A 13,356-nucleotide genomic window follows, 5' to 3' on the forward strand; every position below is an offset into this window, starting at 1 on the left:
GAGAAAAGACTGTTCTTCGGACGGTACCCCAGCATTGTCGCCTGCGGCTGCCGAGGACGTCTGCCAAAACCCGCCTGCGAAGACTCAACGGTGGGAATCCGGTGAAAGGTTCCCCGCCGTCCGCCCCGGTCGGGCCGGGCACCCGGGGCCGGGCGGGACTCCGGGAGGCGGTCAGCCCCCGTAGACGTGCGGGGCGAGCGTGCCGACGAAGGGGAGGTTGCGGTACTTCTCCGCGTAATCCAGCCCGTATCCGACGACGAATTCATTGGGGATGTCGAAGCCGACCCACTTGCAGTCGAGCGCGACCTTGGCCGCGTCCGGCTTGCGCAGCAGGGTGCAGATCTCCAGGGACGCGGGCTCGCGCGAGCCGAGGTTCGACATCAGCCATGACAGGGTCAGGCCCGAGTCGATGATGTCCTCGACGATCAGGACGTGCTTGCCCTTGATGTCGGTGTCCAGGTCCTTGAGGATCCGGACGACCCCGGAGGACTGGGTGCCCGCACCGTACGACGAGACGGCCATCCAGTCCATGGTGACGGGGGTGGACAGCGCGCGCGCCAGGTCCGCCATCACCATCACCGCGCCCTTGAGGACGCCGACGATGAGCAGGTCCTTGCCCGCGTACTCCGCGTCGATCTTCGCGGCCAGCTCGACGAGCTTCGCGTCGATCTCTTCCTTGGTGAGGAGCACCGACTGAATATCGGTGCCCATGTCCTTCTCGTTCACCCGCGTCTCTTTCTTTGCCTGCCGGGTCCGGGGTGGTGCCCAGGACCTGCGCGGCCGCTCGCCTGCATGTCAGCCGCTTGTGCTCAGCTCTGCCGAATCACCAGTCTGCCACCCTGCCGCCTGGCTTCGACGCGGCCGGGCAGATTGATGGCCCGCTGGCCGCGCCAGCCGGTGATCAGACGGTCGACTTCCTCGATGTGCCGGGCGAAGAGGGAACCGGCCGGGGAGCCCGCCTCCATGGCGGCCCGGCGCAGTACCCGGCGGCGCACGGCGGGCGGCAGCGCGTACAGCTTGGCGCACTCCAGTCGGCCCGCGTCGTCCCGTACGGCGCGGTCGGCCTCGGCGGCCCAGGTGTCCAGGGCGTCGGCGTCGTCGCGGGAGAGCTGAGCCGTACGGGCCAGGGCCTCGACAACCCCTTTGCCGAGGGCCTTCTCCAGGGCGGGCAAACCCTCGTGGCGCAGTCGGGAGCGGGTGTAGGCGGGGTCGATGTTGTGCGGGTCGTCCCAGACGGGCAGCGACTGGACGAGGCAGGCCTTGCGGGCGGTCTGCCGGTCGAGCTGGAGGAAGGGGCGGCGGTAGCGGCCGGCCGGACCCGATGCGGCGGCCATGCCGGAGAGCGAGCGGATACCGGAGCCGCGGGCGAGACCCAGCAGCACCGTCTCCGCCTGGTCGTCACGGGTGTGGCCGAGCAGGACTGCGGCGGCTCCGTGCCGCTCGGCCGCCGCGTCCAGGGCTGCGTAGCGGGCGTCACGGGCCGCGGCCTCGGGTCCGCCGTCCTGGCCGACCTGCACGGCGACGGACTCGACCGGGTCGAGACGCATGGCAGCGAGACGGTCGACGACCTCGGCGGCCCGGGTGTCGGATCCGTCCTGGAGGCCGTGGTCGATGGTGACGCCGCCGGCCCGGACGTCGAGTTTGCGGGCCTCGAAGGCGAGGGCGGAGGCGAGGGCCATGGAATCGGCGCCGCCGGAGCATGCCACGAGCACCAGCGGGGTATCGGGGCGTTCGGGGAGTGCGGCGCGCTGCCTGCCCGCACCGGCTTCGGCGAGCTCGGGGTGCGGGGTGCGCCGGGTGTGCTCGGCGCTCCGGGTGTGTTCGGTGAGTACGTCGTGGAGTACGCGGCGGACCGCCAGGCGTATCGCCGCGACCGCAGGATGGGGACCCATGTCCGGTGCCCTTCGTAAAGTTTGGGGAGATGCCTCCGAGTGCGGGACGGGAAGAATGCCGTCACCCAGAGTGCGTCGATGGTGACAGAGGCAAGCCGTCCATCGAGCATTGCACGCCTTCCCATGCCCCTACGGTCCCTCGGATGGGTGATTACCGGCGCGTTCTCGTCCTGTTGTCCGCCGTCGGGCCCGTCATGATCAGGACTCTGCCTTACGGTGCACCCTCGCGATCCAGTCCGCCGGTTTCGCGATCTCCGCCTTGGTCGGGAGCGTGTTTGGCGAGGTCCACACCCGGTTGAAGCCGTCCATGCCGACCTCGTCGACCACCGCGCGGACGAATCGTTCGCCGTCGCGGTACTGGCGCAGTTTGGCGTCGAGTCCGAGGAGCTTGCGCAACGCCTGGTCGAGGCGGCTCGCACCGCGCGCCCTGCGCTGCTGGAACTTCTCCCGGATCTCACCGACGGAGGAGACGACCTCGGGGCCGACGCCGTCCATCACGAAGTCGGCGTGCCCTTCGAGCAGGGACATCACGGCGGTGAGCCGGCCGAGGATCTCGCGCTGGGCGGGCGTCTGGACGAGTTCGACGAGGCTGCGGCCGCCGTCCTCGCCGTCCTCGCCCTCGGGACGGCCCCCGGCCAGGGACTGGGCGGCCTCGCGGAGCCGTTCCAGCACGGTCATCGGGTCGACATCGGTCTCCTCGAGGAACGACTGGATCTCGCCCTGCAGATGGTCGCGGAGCCAGGGCACCCCGGTGAACTGGGTGCGGTGGGTCTCCTCGTGGAGGGCGACCCAGAGCCGGAAGTCGTGCGGATCGACATCGAGTTCGCGCTCGACGTGGACGATGTTCGGGGCGACGAGCAGCAGCCTGCCGCTGCCGTCGGCCGAGCCCGGGAGCTCACGGGTGGCGGGGGCGAACGTCTCGTACTGGCCGAGGACCCGGGAGGCCAGGAACGACAGCAGCATCCCCACCTCGACGCCCGTCACCTTGCCACCGACCGCGCCCAGCACGGCGCCACCCGGGCCGCTGCCGCGCCGGTCCTGCATCTTGCCCAGCAGGGGGCGGAGCAGCTCGCGGAAGCCCGCGGCATTGGCCTTGATCCAGCCCGCCCGGTCCACGACCAGGACCGGGGTGTCCTCCGGTTCGGACCCCTCGGGGATCATCCGGGTGAAGGAACGGACGTGCTCCTCCGCGGCGTCGGCATGCCGACGCAGCTCCGCGACGACCTCGCGTGCCTCCTCGCGGCTGATCTCGGGCCCCGGCCGCACAAGTCGGGTCGCGGTCGCGACCGCGAGATTCCAGTCGACCATCTCGGCACCACCGATGCTCGTCATGCGTCAACCGTACGTGCTCGGGTGCGTCCGCGGTGTGGAGTCGACCGGCTCATCGGATACCGGTGGCGAGGGCGTCGAGGGCGGACTGGGCCTCGGACGGGGACGTCGTACCGGATGCCAGGAAGGCGAAGGCGAGCAGCCGGCCCTGCTGGTCGACGACCGTCCCGGCGAGGGAGTTCACACCGGTGAGGGTGCCGGTCTTGGCGCGGATCAGGCCGGTGCCTGCGGACTTCTGGGTGTAGCGGTCGCTGAGGGTGCCGCTGAACCCGGCCACCGGGAGGCCGGTGAGGACGGGGCGCAGTTCGGGGTGGTCCGGGTCGGCGGCGCAGGCGAGGAGGCCGGCCAGCAGTCCGGCGGTGACCTTGTCCTTGCGGTTCAGTCCGCTGCCATCGGCGAGGTTCACACCGGTCAGCGGCAGGTGGAGCTTCTTGAGCTGTGCGGTGACGGCCCGTCGGCCGCCGTCGAAGTCGGCCCGTTCGCCCGCGGCCAGGGCAGTCTGCCGGGCGAGTGCCTCGGCGAGGTCGTTGTCGCTGTTGGTCAGGGCTCGTTCGACCAGGGCGGAAAGCGGGGCGGACAGATGGTTGGCGACCGGCCGGGACTTGGCGGCCGGCCGGCCGGACACCGGTCCGGACCGGGTGGCGATCCCGGCGTCGTCGAGCAGCTCGGCAAAGGTCCGGGCGGTGTCACCGGCCGGGTCGGCGCTGCGCGGGGCGGGTCCGCTGTCGGTGCCGTCGAGCCTGCCCTCGTCGGTCATCAGGGCGCTGACGGGCGCAATGTTCTCGTTGGGGCCGATCGGGTGCCGCGCGGGGCCGGAGTAGCGGGAGGTGTCGTACGTGAGACGGACCGTTTTCACGCCCCGGCCCTTCAGCGCGCGGGCGGTGTCGGCGGCCAGTCGGCGCAGGGCGGCCTTGTCGAGGGTGGGGTCGCCGCCGCCGACCAGGGTGAGGCTGCGGGAGTCGGGGGAGGCCTGGACCGTCGTGGCGATGCGGTGCTCGGGGCTGAGCGCGCTCAGGGCGGCGACCGCGGTGGCGATCTTGACGGTGGAGGCGGGGGTCATGGGCGTGTCGGCGCCCTCGCCGTACAACCGCTCGCCGGTGGCGGTGTCGATGACGACGGCGGTACGCACGGTGCCGAGGGCGGGGTCCTTCATCAGCGGGCCGAGGGTGGCGTGGAGGGGGTCCGCCGCGCCGTCGGGGACATCGCGGGCGTCCGGGGCGGAGTTGTCGACCGCGGCGGAGAGCGGCGCGAGGACGGCCGGGGCGCTGGGTGCGGGCGCCGGCCCGGACGGTGCGCCGGGTTCGTGATGTACGCCACCTGTACCGCTCCTGGCGGCGACCCAGTCCTGCTCGGCCTTACGCTGACCCGAGTCCCAAGGGCCGGCGGCAAGGACGACGCCGGCTGCGAGCGCCAGGCCGAGGCCGGCGGAGACAGCCGTGAACTGCCGATTGCTCAGTCCGTTCAACCTGAGCACGCTGCCCTGCCGGGTGAGCCTGCTCAGCTTGTCCAGAGGATTGACCGACGGTCTTTTCACCGGCTCGTCCACCGTTGACCAGCCCCTTTCGCGAGCACACATCTGCGTGGGGGACACTTAATCACCAGTCGTATGTCTTGATCATGGAGGAGCCACCCGTGGAGTTCGACGTCACCATCGAGATCCCGAAGGGTTCGCGGAACAAGTACGAGGTGGACCACGAGACCGGTCGGATCCGCCTGGACCGTCGACTCTTCACCTCGACCAGCTACCCGGCGGACTACGGCTTCGTCGAGAACACCCTCGGCGAGGACGGCGACCCGCTGGACGCGCTGGTCATCCTGGACGAGCCGACCTTCCCCGGCTGCCTCATCAAGTGCCGCGCCATCGGCATGTTCCGGATGACGGACGAGGCCGGCGGCGACGACAAGCTGCTGTGCGTGCCGGCTTCCGACCCCCGGGTGGAGCACCTGCGCGACATCCACCACGTGTCGGAGTTCGACCGCCTGGAGATCCAGCACTTCTTCGAGGTCTACAAGGACCTGGAGCCCGGCAAGTCCGTCGAGGGCGCCAACTGGGTCGGCCGCACCGAGGCCGAAGCCGAGATCGAGGCCTCCTACAAGCGCCTTGAGGCGCAGGGCGGCGCGCACTGACCTGACGGTCACGGCCGTATTCCGGTCGGCGTACGTCGCACGGTTCCGTTTGCGGTTCCGTGCCGGAGACGGGCGGCACTCCTTCCGACGGGGTGCCGCCCGTCTCGTATGCCCGCCCGTTCCGCATGCCCTGTCCGTTCAGCCTGCCTGCCCGCTCCGCATGCCCGCCCACCTCGCATCCGCACCCTTGCACGCGGCCATACTGGGCAGAAGCGCAACCGAAGACGCGCAGCCGATGAGGAGCGAGGTCGAGTGGTGGCGGAACCGGGCGGTCCGGAGGACCAGAAGCCCCAGTCCGACGAGGCGCACAGCGCCTTCGTCCCGCCGGCCGGGGTAGAGAGGCCCACGTCTGCCTCCGACGACGACCACCCGACATCGGAATTCGCCATTCCGGCCGGTCTGGCGACCGAGACCCAGGGGTCGGGTGCGGGTTCCGCTTCGGGCTCCGGGTCTGGTTCCGGTCCGGCCTCCGGCTCGGACACGATCGGCTCCGCCTTCGCCCTGCCGCGCACCTACGACGCCCAGCACCCGCCGCCCGCCTTCACTCCGGCGCACGGCAGCCCGATGATCCGGCTCACCAAGGAGGCCCCTTGGCAGGACCGGATGCGCACGATGCTGCGGATGCCGGTCGCCGAGCGCCCGGCGCCCGAGCCGGTGCAGAAGTCCGACGAGGCCGGGCCCGCGGTGCCGCGCGTGCTCGACCTGACGCTGCGTATCGGGGAGTTGCTGCTCGCCGGCGGTGAGGGCGCCGAGGACGTCGAAGCAGCGATGTTCGCGGTGACCCGCAGCTACGGCCTGGATCGCTGCGAGCCCACGGTCACCTTCACTCTGCTGTCGATCTCGCACCAGCCGTCGCTGGTCGACGACCCGGTGACGGCGAGCCGTACCGTACGCCGCCGTGGCACCGACTACACCCGGCTGGCCGCCGTTTTCCGGCTCATCGACGACATCACCACCGAGGATGTCGAGGTCTCGCTGGAGGAGTCCTACCGGCGCCTGGCGGAGATCCGGCGCAACCGGCATCCGTATCCCGGCTGGGTACTGACACTGGCCGCCGGCGGTCTTGCCGGGGCGGCATCGGTGCTGGTCGGCGGTGGTCCGCTGGTGTTCGTGGTGGCGGCGATCGGCGCGATGCTCGGCGACCGGCTCGCCTGGCTCTTTGCCGGGCGGGGGCTGCCGGAGTTCTACCAGTTCGTGGTGGCGGCGATGCCGCCCGCAGCGATGGGCGTGGCGCTGACCCTCACCCACTGGTCGGACGTACGGCCGTCCGCGGTCATCACCGGTGGGCTGTTCGCCCTGCTGCCGGGGCGGGCCCTGGTGGCGGGTGTGCAGGACGGGCTGACCGGTTACTACATCACCGCGGCCGCGCGCCTGCTCGAAGTCATGTACTTGTTCATCGGCATCGTCGTCGGTGTACTGCTGGTCCTCTATCTGGGGCTTCAGCTGGACGCCCAGCTCAACCCCGAGGCCGGGTTCATCGCCCACGACCGGCCGATGGTGCAGATCCTGGCATCGATGGCGCTCTGTTTCGCCTTCGCGATCCTGCTCCAGCAGGACCTGTCCACGGTGCTGGCGGTGACCCTCAACGGCGCTGTGGCCTGGGTGATCTTCGGGGCGATGGCCAGGACCGGCAACATCTCCCCGGTGCTGGCGACGGCGACGGCGGCCGGTCTGGTGGGCCTGTTCGGGCAGTTGCTCTCGCGCTACTGGCACACCTCGTCGCTGCCGTTCATCACGGCCGCGATCGGCCCGCTGCTGCCCGGCTCGGCCACGTACTTCGGTCTGCTGGGCATGGCACAGGGGAACGTGAACGCCGGGCTCGCCTCGCTGTCGACCGCGGCGGCGACGGCGTTGGCCATCGCGATCGGGGTGAATCTGGGAAGTGAGATCTCCCGGCTGTTCATGCGGGTGCCGGGGGCGGTCGGCGGGGCGAACCGCCGCGCGGCCAAGCGGACGCGCGGCTTCTGAGGCTGCCTCCGGTACGGCTCCGGTTCTGAGGCTGCCTCCGGTACGGCTCCGGATCAGCGCTTGGCGTGGCGGCCGCGCTGCCCCGTGGCCGGGCCGCCCCCGGCGGACGGGCCGTGGCCCTCGTCGCCACCGGCCGCCGCCTCCTTCTTCGACCTGGAGCGGGCCCGCAGGTACTCGACCACGATCGGCACCACCGAGATGAGCACGATCAGGATGAGTATCGCCTCGATGTGCTTGCGGACGAACTCGATCTGCCCGAGCGCGGCCCCGAGCAGCGTGACCCCGACGCCCCAGAGCACACCGCCGATGATGTTGAACGTGATGAACGAGCGGTAGTTCATCCGGCTCACACCGGCGATGATCGGCGTGAACGTACGCACGACGGGCACGAAACGGGCCAGGATCAGCGACTTCGGTCCGTACTTCTCGAAGAACTCGTGGGCCTTCTCGACGTTCTCCTGCTTGAAGAAACGGGAGTCCGGGCGTTTGAAGAGCGCCGGGCCGACCTTGCGACCGAAGAGATACCCCACCTGGTCGCCGATGATCGCCGCCACCGCCACCAGGCCGCAGACCAGCCAGAGCGGATGCTTCAGCTGGCCCGTGGTCACCAGCAGACCCGTGGTGAACAGCAGGGAGTCGCCGGGCAGAAAGAAACCGATCAGCAGTCCGGACTCGGCGAACACGATGAGGAGGACACCGATAAGTCCGAAGGTGCTGATCAGATAGTCCGGGTCCAGCCAGTCCGGTCCGAGCGCAAGCGTATTCAAGGGTCCGGGCTCCTGGATCGATCGATGGGGGCTGCGTGGCTGCCCAAAGCTATCAACGCGGGATGACGTCCCCTGGTTCCAGTGACCCCCGCGAGAATGCACATCGGGCGAACCTGGACAAAGCCCCCCACGAGGTGCCACGCGGTGGGCATTGAGCATCACGGCGGCGAACAGACGGCCCGGTCCGACGTCCTGGCCGTCACCACGAATGACGTACCGGGCCACCAGGTGATCGGCGGGGTGACCGGCCCGACCCTGCTTGCGTGTGGGTGAGGGTGATCTCACCCACACGGACAGCTGTGCGCGTGCCCGGTTACGTCAGGCGCTCCGCATCGGCGTCGATCTCGTCCCGCAGGTGTTCGGCCGGGCCCGGCCGCATCGACTCGTATGTACGCGCGGAACTGCGGGTCGGACACATACATCTCGCCGAGCCCCCGATGGATCTCCGGGGTGCACTCGTGGAACCACTTGGTGATGTGGCCCCGGTGCGCCTCGGCCAGGCCCATCGGCCGTTCACCGGTGGCCGGTTCACCGGCCTCCATCACCGCGTCGTAGGCGGCGCCCCAGTCGACGACCTCCGCCTGCATCCGCTTCCAGTTGTCCTTGGTGTGCCGAGCGACCCGGCGCTGCGACTCGACGTACGCGGCAGTGCCGCCCCAGCGGCGTTCGGCCTCCTCAGTCCTGACGTGACGTGAAATGCAAGCCCGAGCATCGCCGCTGCCGAAGCCATTCGAGGTGGTATGCCGCTTGTGCATCGTTATCTTGTGCATCGTTATGGTGAGCCGGTGGTCGCAAAGTCTCCCAATCCCGCCAGTACCCATCCCGCCAGTGCCGCACCTGCCAGTGCCGCACCTGCCCGTGCCGCTCCTGCCGATGCGGCTCCCGTCAAAATCGCTCCCGTACGCCGACTGCTGCCCGTCATCGTGCCCGCGCTGGCCGTCGGGGCCGCCTCGGCCCTCGTCCTGCTCGGCGTGAGCCTGCTCACGGAGAAGCTGCAGGACGTGCTCTGGGGGACGCTCCCCGACGCGCTCTCCATCGGCCGCGACTCCACGCTCTGGATAGTCGTGGTGCTCACCGCGAGCGGGCTGGCGGTCGGGCTGCTCATCCGGGTGGTGCCCGGCCATGCCGGTCCCGATCCGGCCACCAGCGGGCTGGTCGATCCGCCGCTCCCGCCGAGCGCGGTTCCGGGGCTGCTGCTCGTGACGGTCCTCACCCTGGCGGGCGGGATCAGCCTCGGTCCGGAGAATCCGATCACGGCCGCCAATATCGCGCTGGCCTTCTGGCTCGGCCGCCGGTTCGCGCCCGGCACGTCGGCGGAGCTGTGGGTCCCCCTCGCCGCGGCCGGCACCATCGGCGCACTCTTCGGCACCCCGGTCGCCGCCGCACTGATCCTCTCCGAGATCCTCGCCACCCGCGCCGGACCGGGTGCGCTCTGGGACCGGCTCTTCGGCCCGCTCGCGGCGGGCGCCGCCGGTGCGCTCACCATGACGGTGCTGGCCCGCCCCAGCTTCGACCTGTCGCTGCCGCCCTACACCCACCCGAACTGGGGCGATCTGCTTGCCTCGGTCGTCATCGCCTCGGCAGGCGCACTGCTCGGCCTGGTGGCGGTGTACGCCTTCCCGCACGTGCACCGGGCCTTCCGGGCCCTGAAGCACCCGGTCCTGGCGCTGACCCTCGGCGGGCTGCTGCTCGGCCTGCTGGGCGCGCTCGGCGGCCATCTCACCCTGTTCAAGGGGCTCGACGAGGTGATGGAGCTCGCCGCCGACCCGAGCGGCTGGTCGGCCGGGCAGTTCGCAGTCATGGCCGTGGTGAAGACGGCCGCGCTGCTGATCGCGGCGACCTGCGGCTTCCGGGGCGGGCGGATCTTCCCTGCCGTCTTCGTGGGTGTCGCACTGGGGTTGTGCGCCCATGCCCTGGTCACGTCGGTGCCGGTGGCGCTGGCGGTGACCTGTGCGGTGATGGGGGTGCTGCTTGCCATCACCCGGCAGGGCTGGCTGAGCCTGTTCACCGCGGCGGTGCTGGTCGGCGACGCGGCTGTGCTCCCGATGCTGTGCATCGCCTCACTGCCGGCCTGGCTGCTGGTGACCGGCCGGCCGCAGATGCAGCTGCGCGAGGACGGTACGCCGCTGAGGTGAGCCCGGTCCGGGCCCTCGCCCAGCCCCCGCCCACTGGCTGTTGCCCAGCCCCCGCTGCTCGACGCGCCGGACGCCCCCACTTTCCGTATCGTCGCACTCGAACGGATACGTCTGGATACGTCCTGTCAGGAACCGCCGGAGGTTTCCGCAATGCCCACGCCCGTCAACGTCGCCGTCATCTACTACTCCTCGATCCGTACGGCACCTCGCACGTGGCGGGCCAGGGCGACATCCCGGTCGGCGTGCAGACCCTGACCGCAGCCCGGGTCCAGGCCGAACGGGTCGTGAAGTTCACCCGGGCCATCAAGGACGGCCTCGCCACCGCGAGCTGAACGCACCCCACATCAAAAGGAACGTCACGGGTCACGACGACCGCCGAGAGACGGGAAGGGCTGTTTGCTGATGCCTCTGCACAAAGGTTCGCCCCACGGCACGGAAGCCTCCGAGGAACGCCGCAGGCTCGCCCTCAACCCGTTCTTCGGGGAGGCTGACCCGACCGCCGGAATGGAGTCGGCACCGCCCCGGCACCGGCTGCCCGACAGACCGATGCCGCCCTCGACCGCGTACGGCCTGGTCCACGACGAGCTGATGCTCGACGGCAATTCACGGCTCAACCTCGCCACCTTCGTCACCACCTGGATGGAACCCCAGGCCGGGGTGCTGATGGGCGAGTGCCGCGACAAGAACATGATCGACAAGGACGAGTACCCGCGCACCGCCGAGCTGGAACGGCGCTGTGTGGCGATGCTCGCCGATCTCTGGAACGCCCCCGATCCCTCGGCCGCCGTGGGCTGTTCGACGACCGGTTCCAGCGAGGCCTGCATGCTCGCCGGACTGGCGCTCAAACGCCGCTGGGCAGCCAGGAACCCCGACCGCTACCCCGCGACCGCCCGGCCGAACCTGGTCATGGGCATCAATGTGCAGGTCTGCTGGGACAAGTTCTGCAACTTCTGGGAGGTCGAGCCGCGACTGGTCCCGATGGAGGGCGACCGCTTCCACCTCGACCCGCAGGCCGCGGCCGACCTCTGCGACGAGAACACCATCGGCGTCGTCGGCATCCTCGGCTCCACCTTTGACGGTTCGTACGAGCCGGTGGCGGAGCTCTGCGCGGCCCTGGACGCCCTCCAGGAGCGCACCGGCCTCGACATCCCCGTCCATGTGGACGGGGCGTCCGGCGCGATGGTGGCACCGTTCCTGGACGAGGACCTGGTGTGGGACTTCCGGCTCCCCCGGGTCTCCTCCATCAACACCTCCGGGCACAAGTACGGCCTGGTCTACCCGGGCGTCGGCTGGGCGCTGTGGCGCTCGCCCGCCGAACTGCCCGAGGAACTGGTCTTCCGGGTCAACTACCTGGGCGGCGACATGCCGACCTTCGCCCTGAACTTCTCCCGGCCCGGCGCACAGGTGGTGGCGCAGTACTACACCTTCCTGCGACTGGGCCGGGAGGGCTACCGAGCCGTTCAGCAGGCGTCCCGGGACGTCGCCGTCGCGCTCGCGCAGCAGATCGAGAAGCTCGGGGACTTCCGGCTCCTCACCCGGGGCGACCAGCTGCCCGTCATCGCGCTGACGACCGCGCCGGGTGTGGAGGCGTACGACGTCTTCGACGTGTCCCGGAGGCTGCGTGAGCACGGCTGGCTGGTGCCCGCGTACACCTTCCCCGCCAACCGGCAGGACCTGTCGGTGCTGCGAGTGGTCTGCCGCAACGGCTTCTCGTCCGACCTCGCCGAGCTGCTCCTGGAGGACCTACGGCTGATCCTGCCCGAACTGCGCCGCCAGCCGTACCCGTTGAGTCACGACAAGCAGGCGGCGACCTCCTTCCACCACTGAGAACTACGCGTCGTCCGAGAACTACGCGTCGTCGCCGGGGTCGGGGACACCCGTCGCGTACGGGTTCTCCTGTCCCTCGGCGAGCACCCCGACGAAGGGTTCGCCCTCGCCCGCGAAGGTGTACGCCCCGCCCTCGATCCGGGCGATCAGTCCGCGCGTCCACTCGGCCCCGGCGTCCGCCGAATGGACCCACATGTTCATGATCTCGCCGATGTGGCCGATCGACTCGGGCCCGGCCTCCGGCGTGTAGTAATCGGTGACCGAGGCCCGCCAGGCCGCGAGACCGGCCACACGCTCCTTGAGCAGCGCCACCGCCTCGGACCGCTCCAGGTCGACGATGCCGCCGAGGCCCGCAGACAGCACGTCCAGCTTCGTGTCGTACGAGGTCAGCGCCGCGCGCAACAGCGTGAGGTACTCCTCGTTGCCCCGCTCGGTGATCTCGTACTCGGTGCGGGGCGGGCCGCCCGCCGTGCTCGGGGCGGTCTCGTGGGCGATCAGCAGCCCTTGCTTCGCCATCTGCTTCAGTGCGTGGTACACGGACCCGGGTTTGGCGTTGGACCACTCGTGCGCACCCCAGTACTCCAGGTCGTTGCGGACCTGATAGCCGTGCGCCCGGCCGTGCTGACGCACGGCGCAGAGGACCAGTAGCCGGATCGCGGACATGTCACGCACCCTTTCTATTCAACTTTGATCAGCGTAGTCCCCCGCCTCGGCGACCAGCTCGAACGCGGTACGGCCGTCCAGGGCCTCCCGGATGATGTCGGCGTGCCCTGCGTGCCGGGCGTGCTCCTCCACGAGATGGACCAGCAGCCAGCGCATCGAGACCCGCCCGTTCTTCGGGAACCAGGGCGCGTCGGGCAGCGGGAAGGTGTCGTCCATGCTGGGCACCGAGCGGATGAACTCCTCGGCTTCCGCCGTGACCTCCGCCCAGAACTCCAGCATCTGCGGGACTGTCTCGTCGCCGACCAGGCGGAAGCTGTCCGCCCAGGTGTCCTCGGTGCGGGCCTTCTCGTTGGGGCGCTGCTGAGCCATCCGCAGCCAGTTCAGCTCCATCTCGGCGACATGCTTGAGCAGCCCGGAGAGGGAGAGTTCACTGGCGCTGGGCCGGCTCGCCGCCTGTTCCTCGGTCAGGCCGATGAGCGAGCGCCGGATCGCGCCGCGCTGCGCCTCGACGAAGGAGAGGAGCGCGCCGCGTTCGTCGCCGAAGGCTTCTGCGGGAACGTGAGTGACCATGATGTCCGCCTTGGGAACTGTGCCGGTTTCTTCCTGACACCGACCAAGCTACGGACCGTTGCGGTCAGCTTCTGTCCT

Annotated in this window: 13 protein-coding genes and 1 pseudogene; 6 read left to right on the top strand and 8 right to left on the bottom strand. The window is 70.1% G+C overall.

Features of this window, described 5'->3' with window-relative positions; translation table 11 throughout:
• Positions 1-171 precede the first annotated feature (171 nt).
• From hpt to dacB, 4 genes are all read right to left on the bottom strand, one after another.
• The gene (gene hpt, locus ACZ3IC_RS14895) at positions 172-711 is read right to left on the bottom strand and encodes a hypoxanthine phosphoribosyltransferase (protein WP_467416700.1); all 540 of its coding nucleotides are present in this window, start codon (positions 709-711) and stop codon (positions 172-174) included.
• Between the two features lie 98 nt (positions 712-809).
• The gene (tilS, locus tag ACZ3IC_RS14900) at positions 810-1,892 is read right to left on the bottom strand and encodes a tRNA lysidine(34) synthetase TilS (RefSeq protein WP_467416203.1); all 1,083 of its coding nucleotides are present in this window, start codon (positions 1,890-1,892) and stop codon (positions 810-812) included.
• A 198-nt stretch (positions 1,893-2,090) separates the two neighbouring features.
• Positions 2,091-3,224 carry a zinc-dependent metalloprotease gene (locus ACZ3IC_RS14905; protein WP_467416205.1) on the bottom strand — a complete coding sequence of 378 codons (1,134 nt, stop codon included), beginning with the start codon at positions 3,222-3,224 and terminating at the stop codon, positions 2,091-2,093.
• Positions 3,225-3,273: 49 nt separating this feature from the next.
• Positions 3,274-4,767 carry a D-alanyl-D-alanine carboxypeptidase/D-alanyl-D-alanine endopeptidase gene (gene dacB / locus ACZ3IC_RS14910; protein WP_467416207.1) on the bottom strand — a complete coding sequence of 498 codons (1,494 nt, stop codon included), beginning with the start codon at positions 4,765-4,767 and terminating at the stop codon, positions 3,274-3,276.
• A gap of 86 nt (positions 4,768-4,853) precedes the next feature.
• Between dacB and ACZ3IC_RS14915 the strand changes: the two genes are divergently transcribed.
• Together ACZ3IC_RS14915 and ACZ3IC_RS14920 are read left to right on the top strand one after the other, a co-directional pair.
• Complete coding sequence (locus ACZ3IC_RS14915) at positions 4,854-5,348, top strand: inorganic diphosphatase (protein ID WP_108151010.1); 495 nt, start codon at positions 4,854-4,856, stop codon at positions 5,346-5,348.
• A gap of 252 nt (positions 5,349-5,600) precedes the next feature.
• A complete protein-coding gene (locus tag ACZ3IC_RS14920) occupies positions 5,601-7,316 on the top strand; it encodes a threonine/serine exporter family protein (RefSeq protein ID WP_467416209.1) in 1,716 nt (571 codons plus the stop codon).
• 53 nt (positions 7,317-7,369) lie between these two features.
• Here the strand turns inward: ACZ3IC_RS14920 and ACZ3IC_RS14925 are convergent, their stop codons facing one another.
• Positions 7,370-8,083 carry a DedA family protein gene (locus ACZ3IC_RS14925; protein WP_467416211.1) on the bottom strand — a complete coding sequence of 238 codons (714 nt, stop codon included), beginning with the start codon at positions 8,081-8,083 and terminating at the stop codon, positions 7,370-7,372.
• A 144-nt stretch (positions 8,084-8,227) separates the two neighbouring features.
• Between ACZ3IC_RS14925 and ACZ3IC_RS14930 the strand changes: the two genes are divergently transcribed.
• A complete protein-coding gene (locus ACZ3IC_RS14930; protein WP_467416214.1) occupies positions 8,228-8,356 on the top strand; it encodes a hypothetical protein in 129 nt (42 codons plus the stop codon).
• 8 nt (positions 8,357-8,364) lie between these two features.
• On the opposite strand, the gene ACZ3IC_RS14935 is transcribed toward ACZ3IC_RS14930, so the two are convergent.
• Positions 8,365-8,838, bottom strand: coding sequence for a TipAS antibiotic-recognition domain-containing protein (locus ACZ3IC_RS14935; protein ID WP_467416215.1), 474 nt, complete (start codon positions 8,836-8,838; stop codon positions 8,365-8,367).
• Between the two features lie 135 nt (positions 8,839-8,973).
• Between ACZ3IC_RS14935 and ACZ3IC_RS14940 the strand changes: the two genes are divergently transcribed.
• From ACZ3IC_RS14940 to ACZ3IC_RS14950, 3 genes and pseudogenes are all read left to right on the top strand, one after another.
• Entirely contained in the window at positions 8,974-10,218 is a 1,245-nt protein-coding gene (locus ACZ3IC_RS14940; protein WP_467416702.1) for an ion channel protein, read from the top strand.
• Positions 10,219-10,409: 191 nt separating this feature from the next.
• A pseudogene (locus ACZ3IC_RS14945) lies at positions 10,410-10,550 on the top strand (NAD(P)H dehydrogenase); the annotation flags it as partial.
• 70 nt (positions 10,551-10,620) lie between these two features.
• Positions 10,621-12,045 carry a glutamate decarboxylase gene (locus ACZ3IC_RS14950; RefSeq protein WP_467416217.1) on the top strand — a complete coding sequence of 475 codons (1,425 nt, stop codon included), beginning with the start codon at positions 10,621-10,623 and terminating at the stop codon, positions 12,043-12,045.
• 21 nt (positions 12,046-12,066) lie between these two features.
• Here ACZ3IC_RS14950 and ACZ3IC_RS14955 read toward each other — a convergent pair whose 3' ends face one another.
• Both ACZ3IC_RS14955 and ACZ3IC_RS14960 read right to left on the bottom strand, forming a co-directional pair.
• Positions 12,067-12,708: a PadR family transcriptional regulator gene (locus ACZ3IC_RS14955; protein ID WP_467416219.1), complete on the bottom strand. Its 642-nt coding sequence runs from the start codon at positions 12,706-12,708 to the stop codon at positions 12,067-12,069.
• 18 nt (positions 12,709-12,726) lie between these two features.
• The gene (locus tag ACZ3IC_RS14960) at positions 12,727-13,278 is read right to left on the bottom strand and encodes a DinB family protein (RefSeq protein WP_467416221.1); all 552 of its coding nucleotides are present in this window, start codon (positions 13,276-13,278) and stop codon (positions 12,727-12,729) included.
• Between the last annotated feature and the right edge of the window lie 78 nt (positions 13,279-13,356).

It is taken from the genome of Streptomyces sp. NPDC002958, assembly GCF_055563255.1.

Bases quoted from the DNA above. Each gene is read 5' to 3' on its own strand.
- hpt (WP_467416700.1), bottom strand. From the start codon at position 711: ATGGGCACCGATATTCAGTCGGTGCTCCTCACCAAGGAAGAGATCGAC.
- tilS (WP_467416203.1), bottom strand. From the start codon at position 1,892: ATGGGTCCCCATCCTGCGGTCGCGGCGATACGCCTGGCGGTCCGCCGC.
- ACZ3IC_RS14905 (WP_467416205.1), bottom strand. From the start codon at position 3,224: ATGACGAGCATCGGTGGTGCCGAGATGGTCGACTGGAATCTCGCGGTC.
- ACZ3IC_RS14935 (WP_467416215.1), bottom strand. From the start codon at position 8,838: ATGCACAAGCGGCATACCACCTCGAATGGCTTCGGCAGCGGCGATGCT.
- ACZ3IC_RS14950 (WP_467416217.1), top strand. From the start codon at position 10,621: ATGCCTCTGCACAAAGGTTCGCCCCACGGCACGGAAGCCTCCGAGGAA.
- ACZ3IC_RS14955 (WP_467416219.1), bottom strand. From the start codon at position 12,708: ATGTCCGCGATCCGGCTACTGGTCCTCTGCGCCGTGCGTCAGCACGGC.
- ACZ3IC_RS14960 (WP_467416221.1), bottom strand. From the start codon at position 13,278: ATGGTCACTCACGTTCCCGCAGAAGCCTTCGGCGACGAACGCGGCGCG.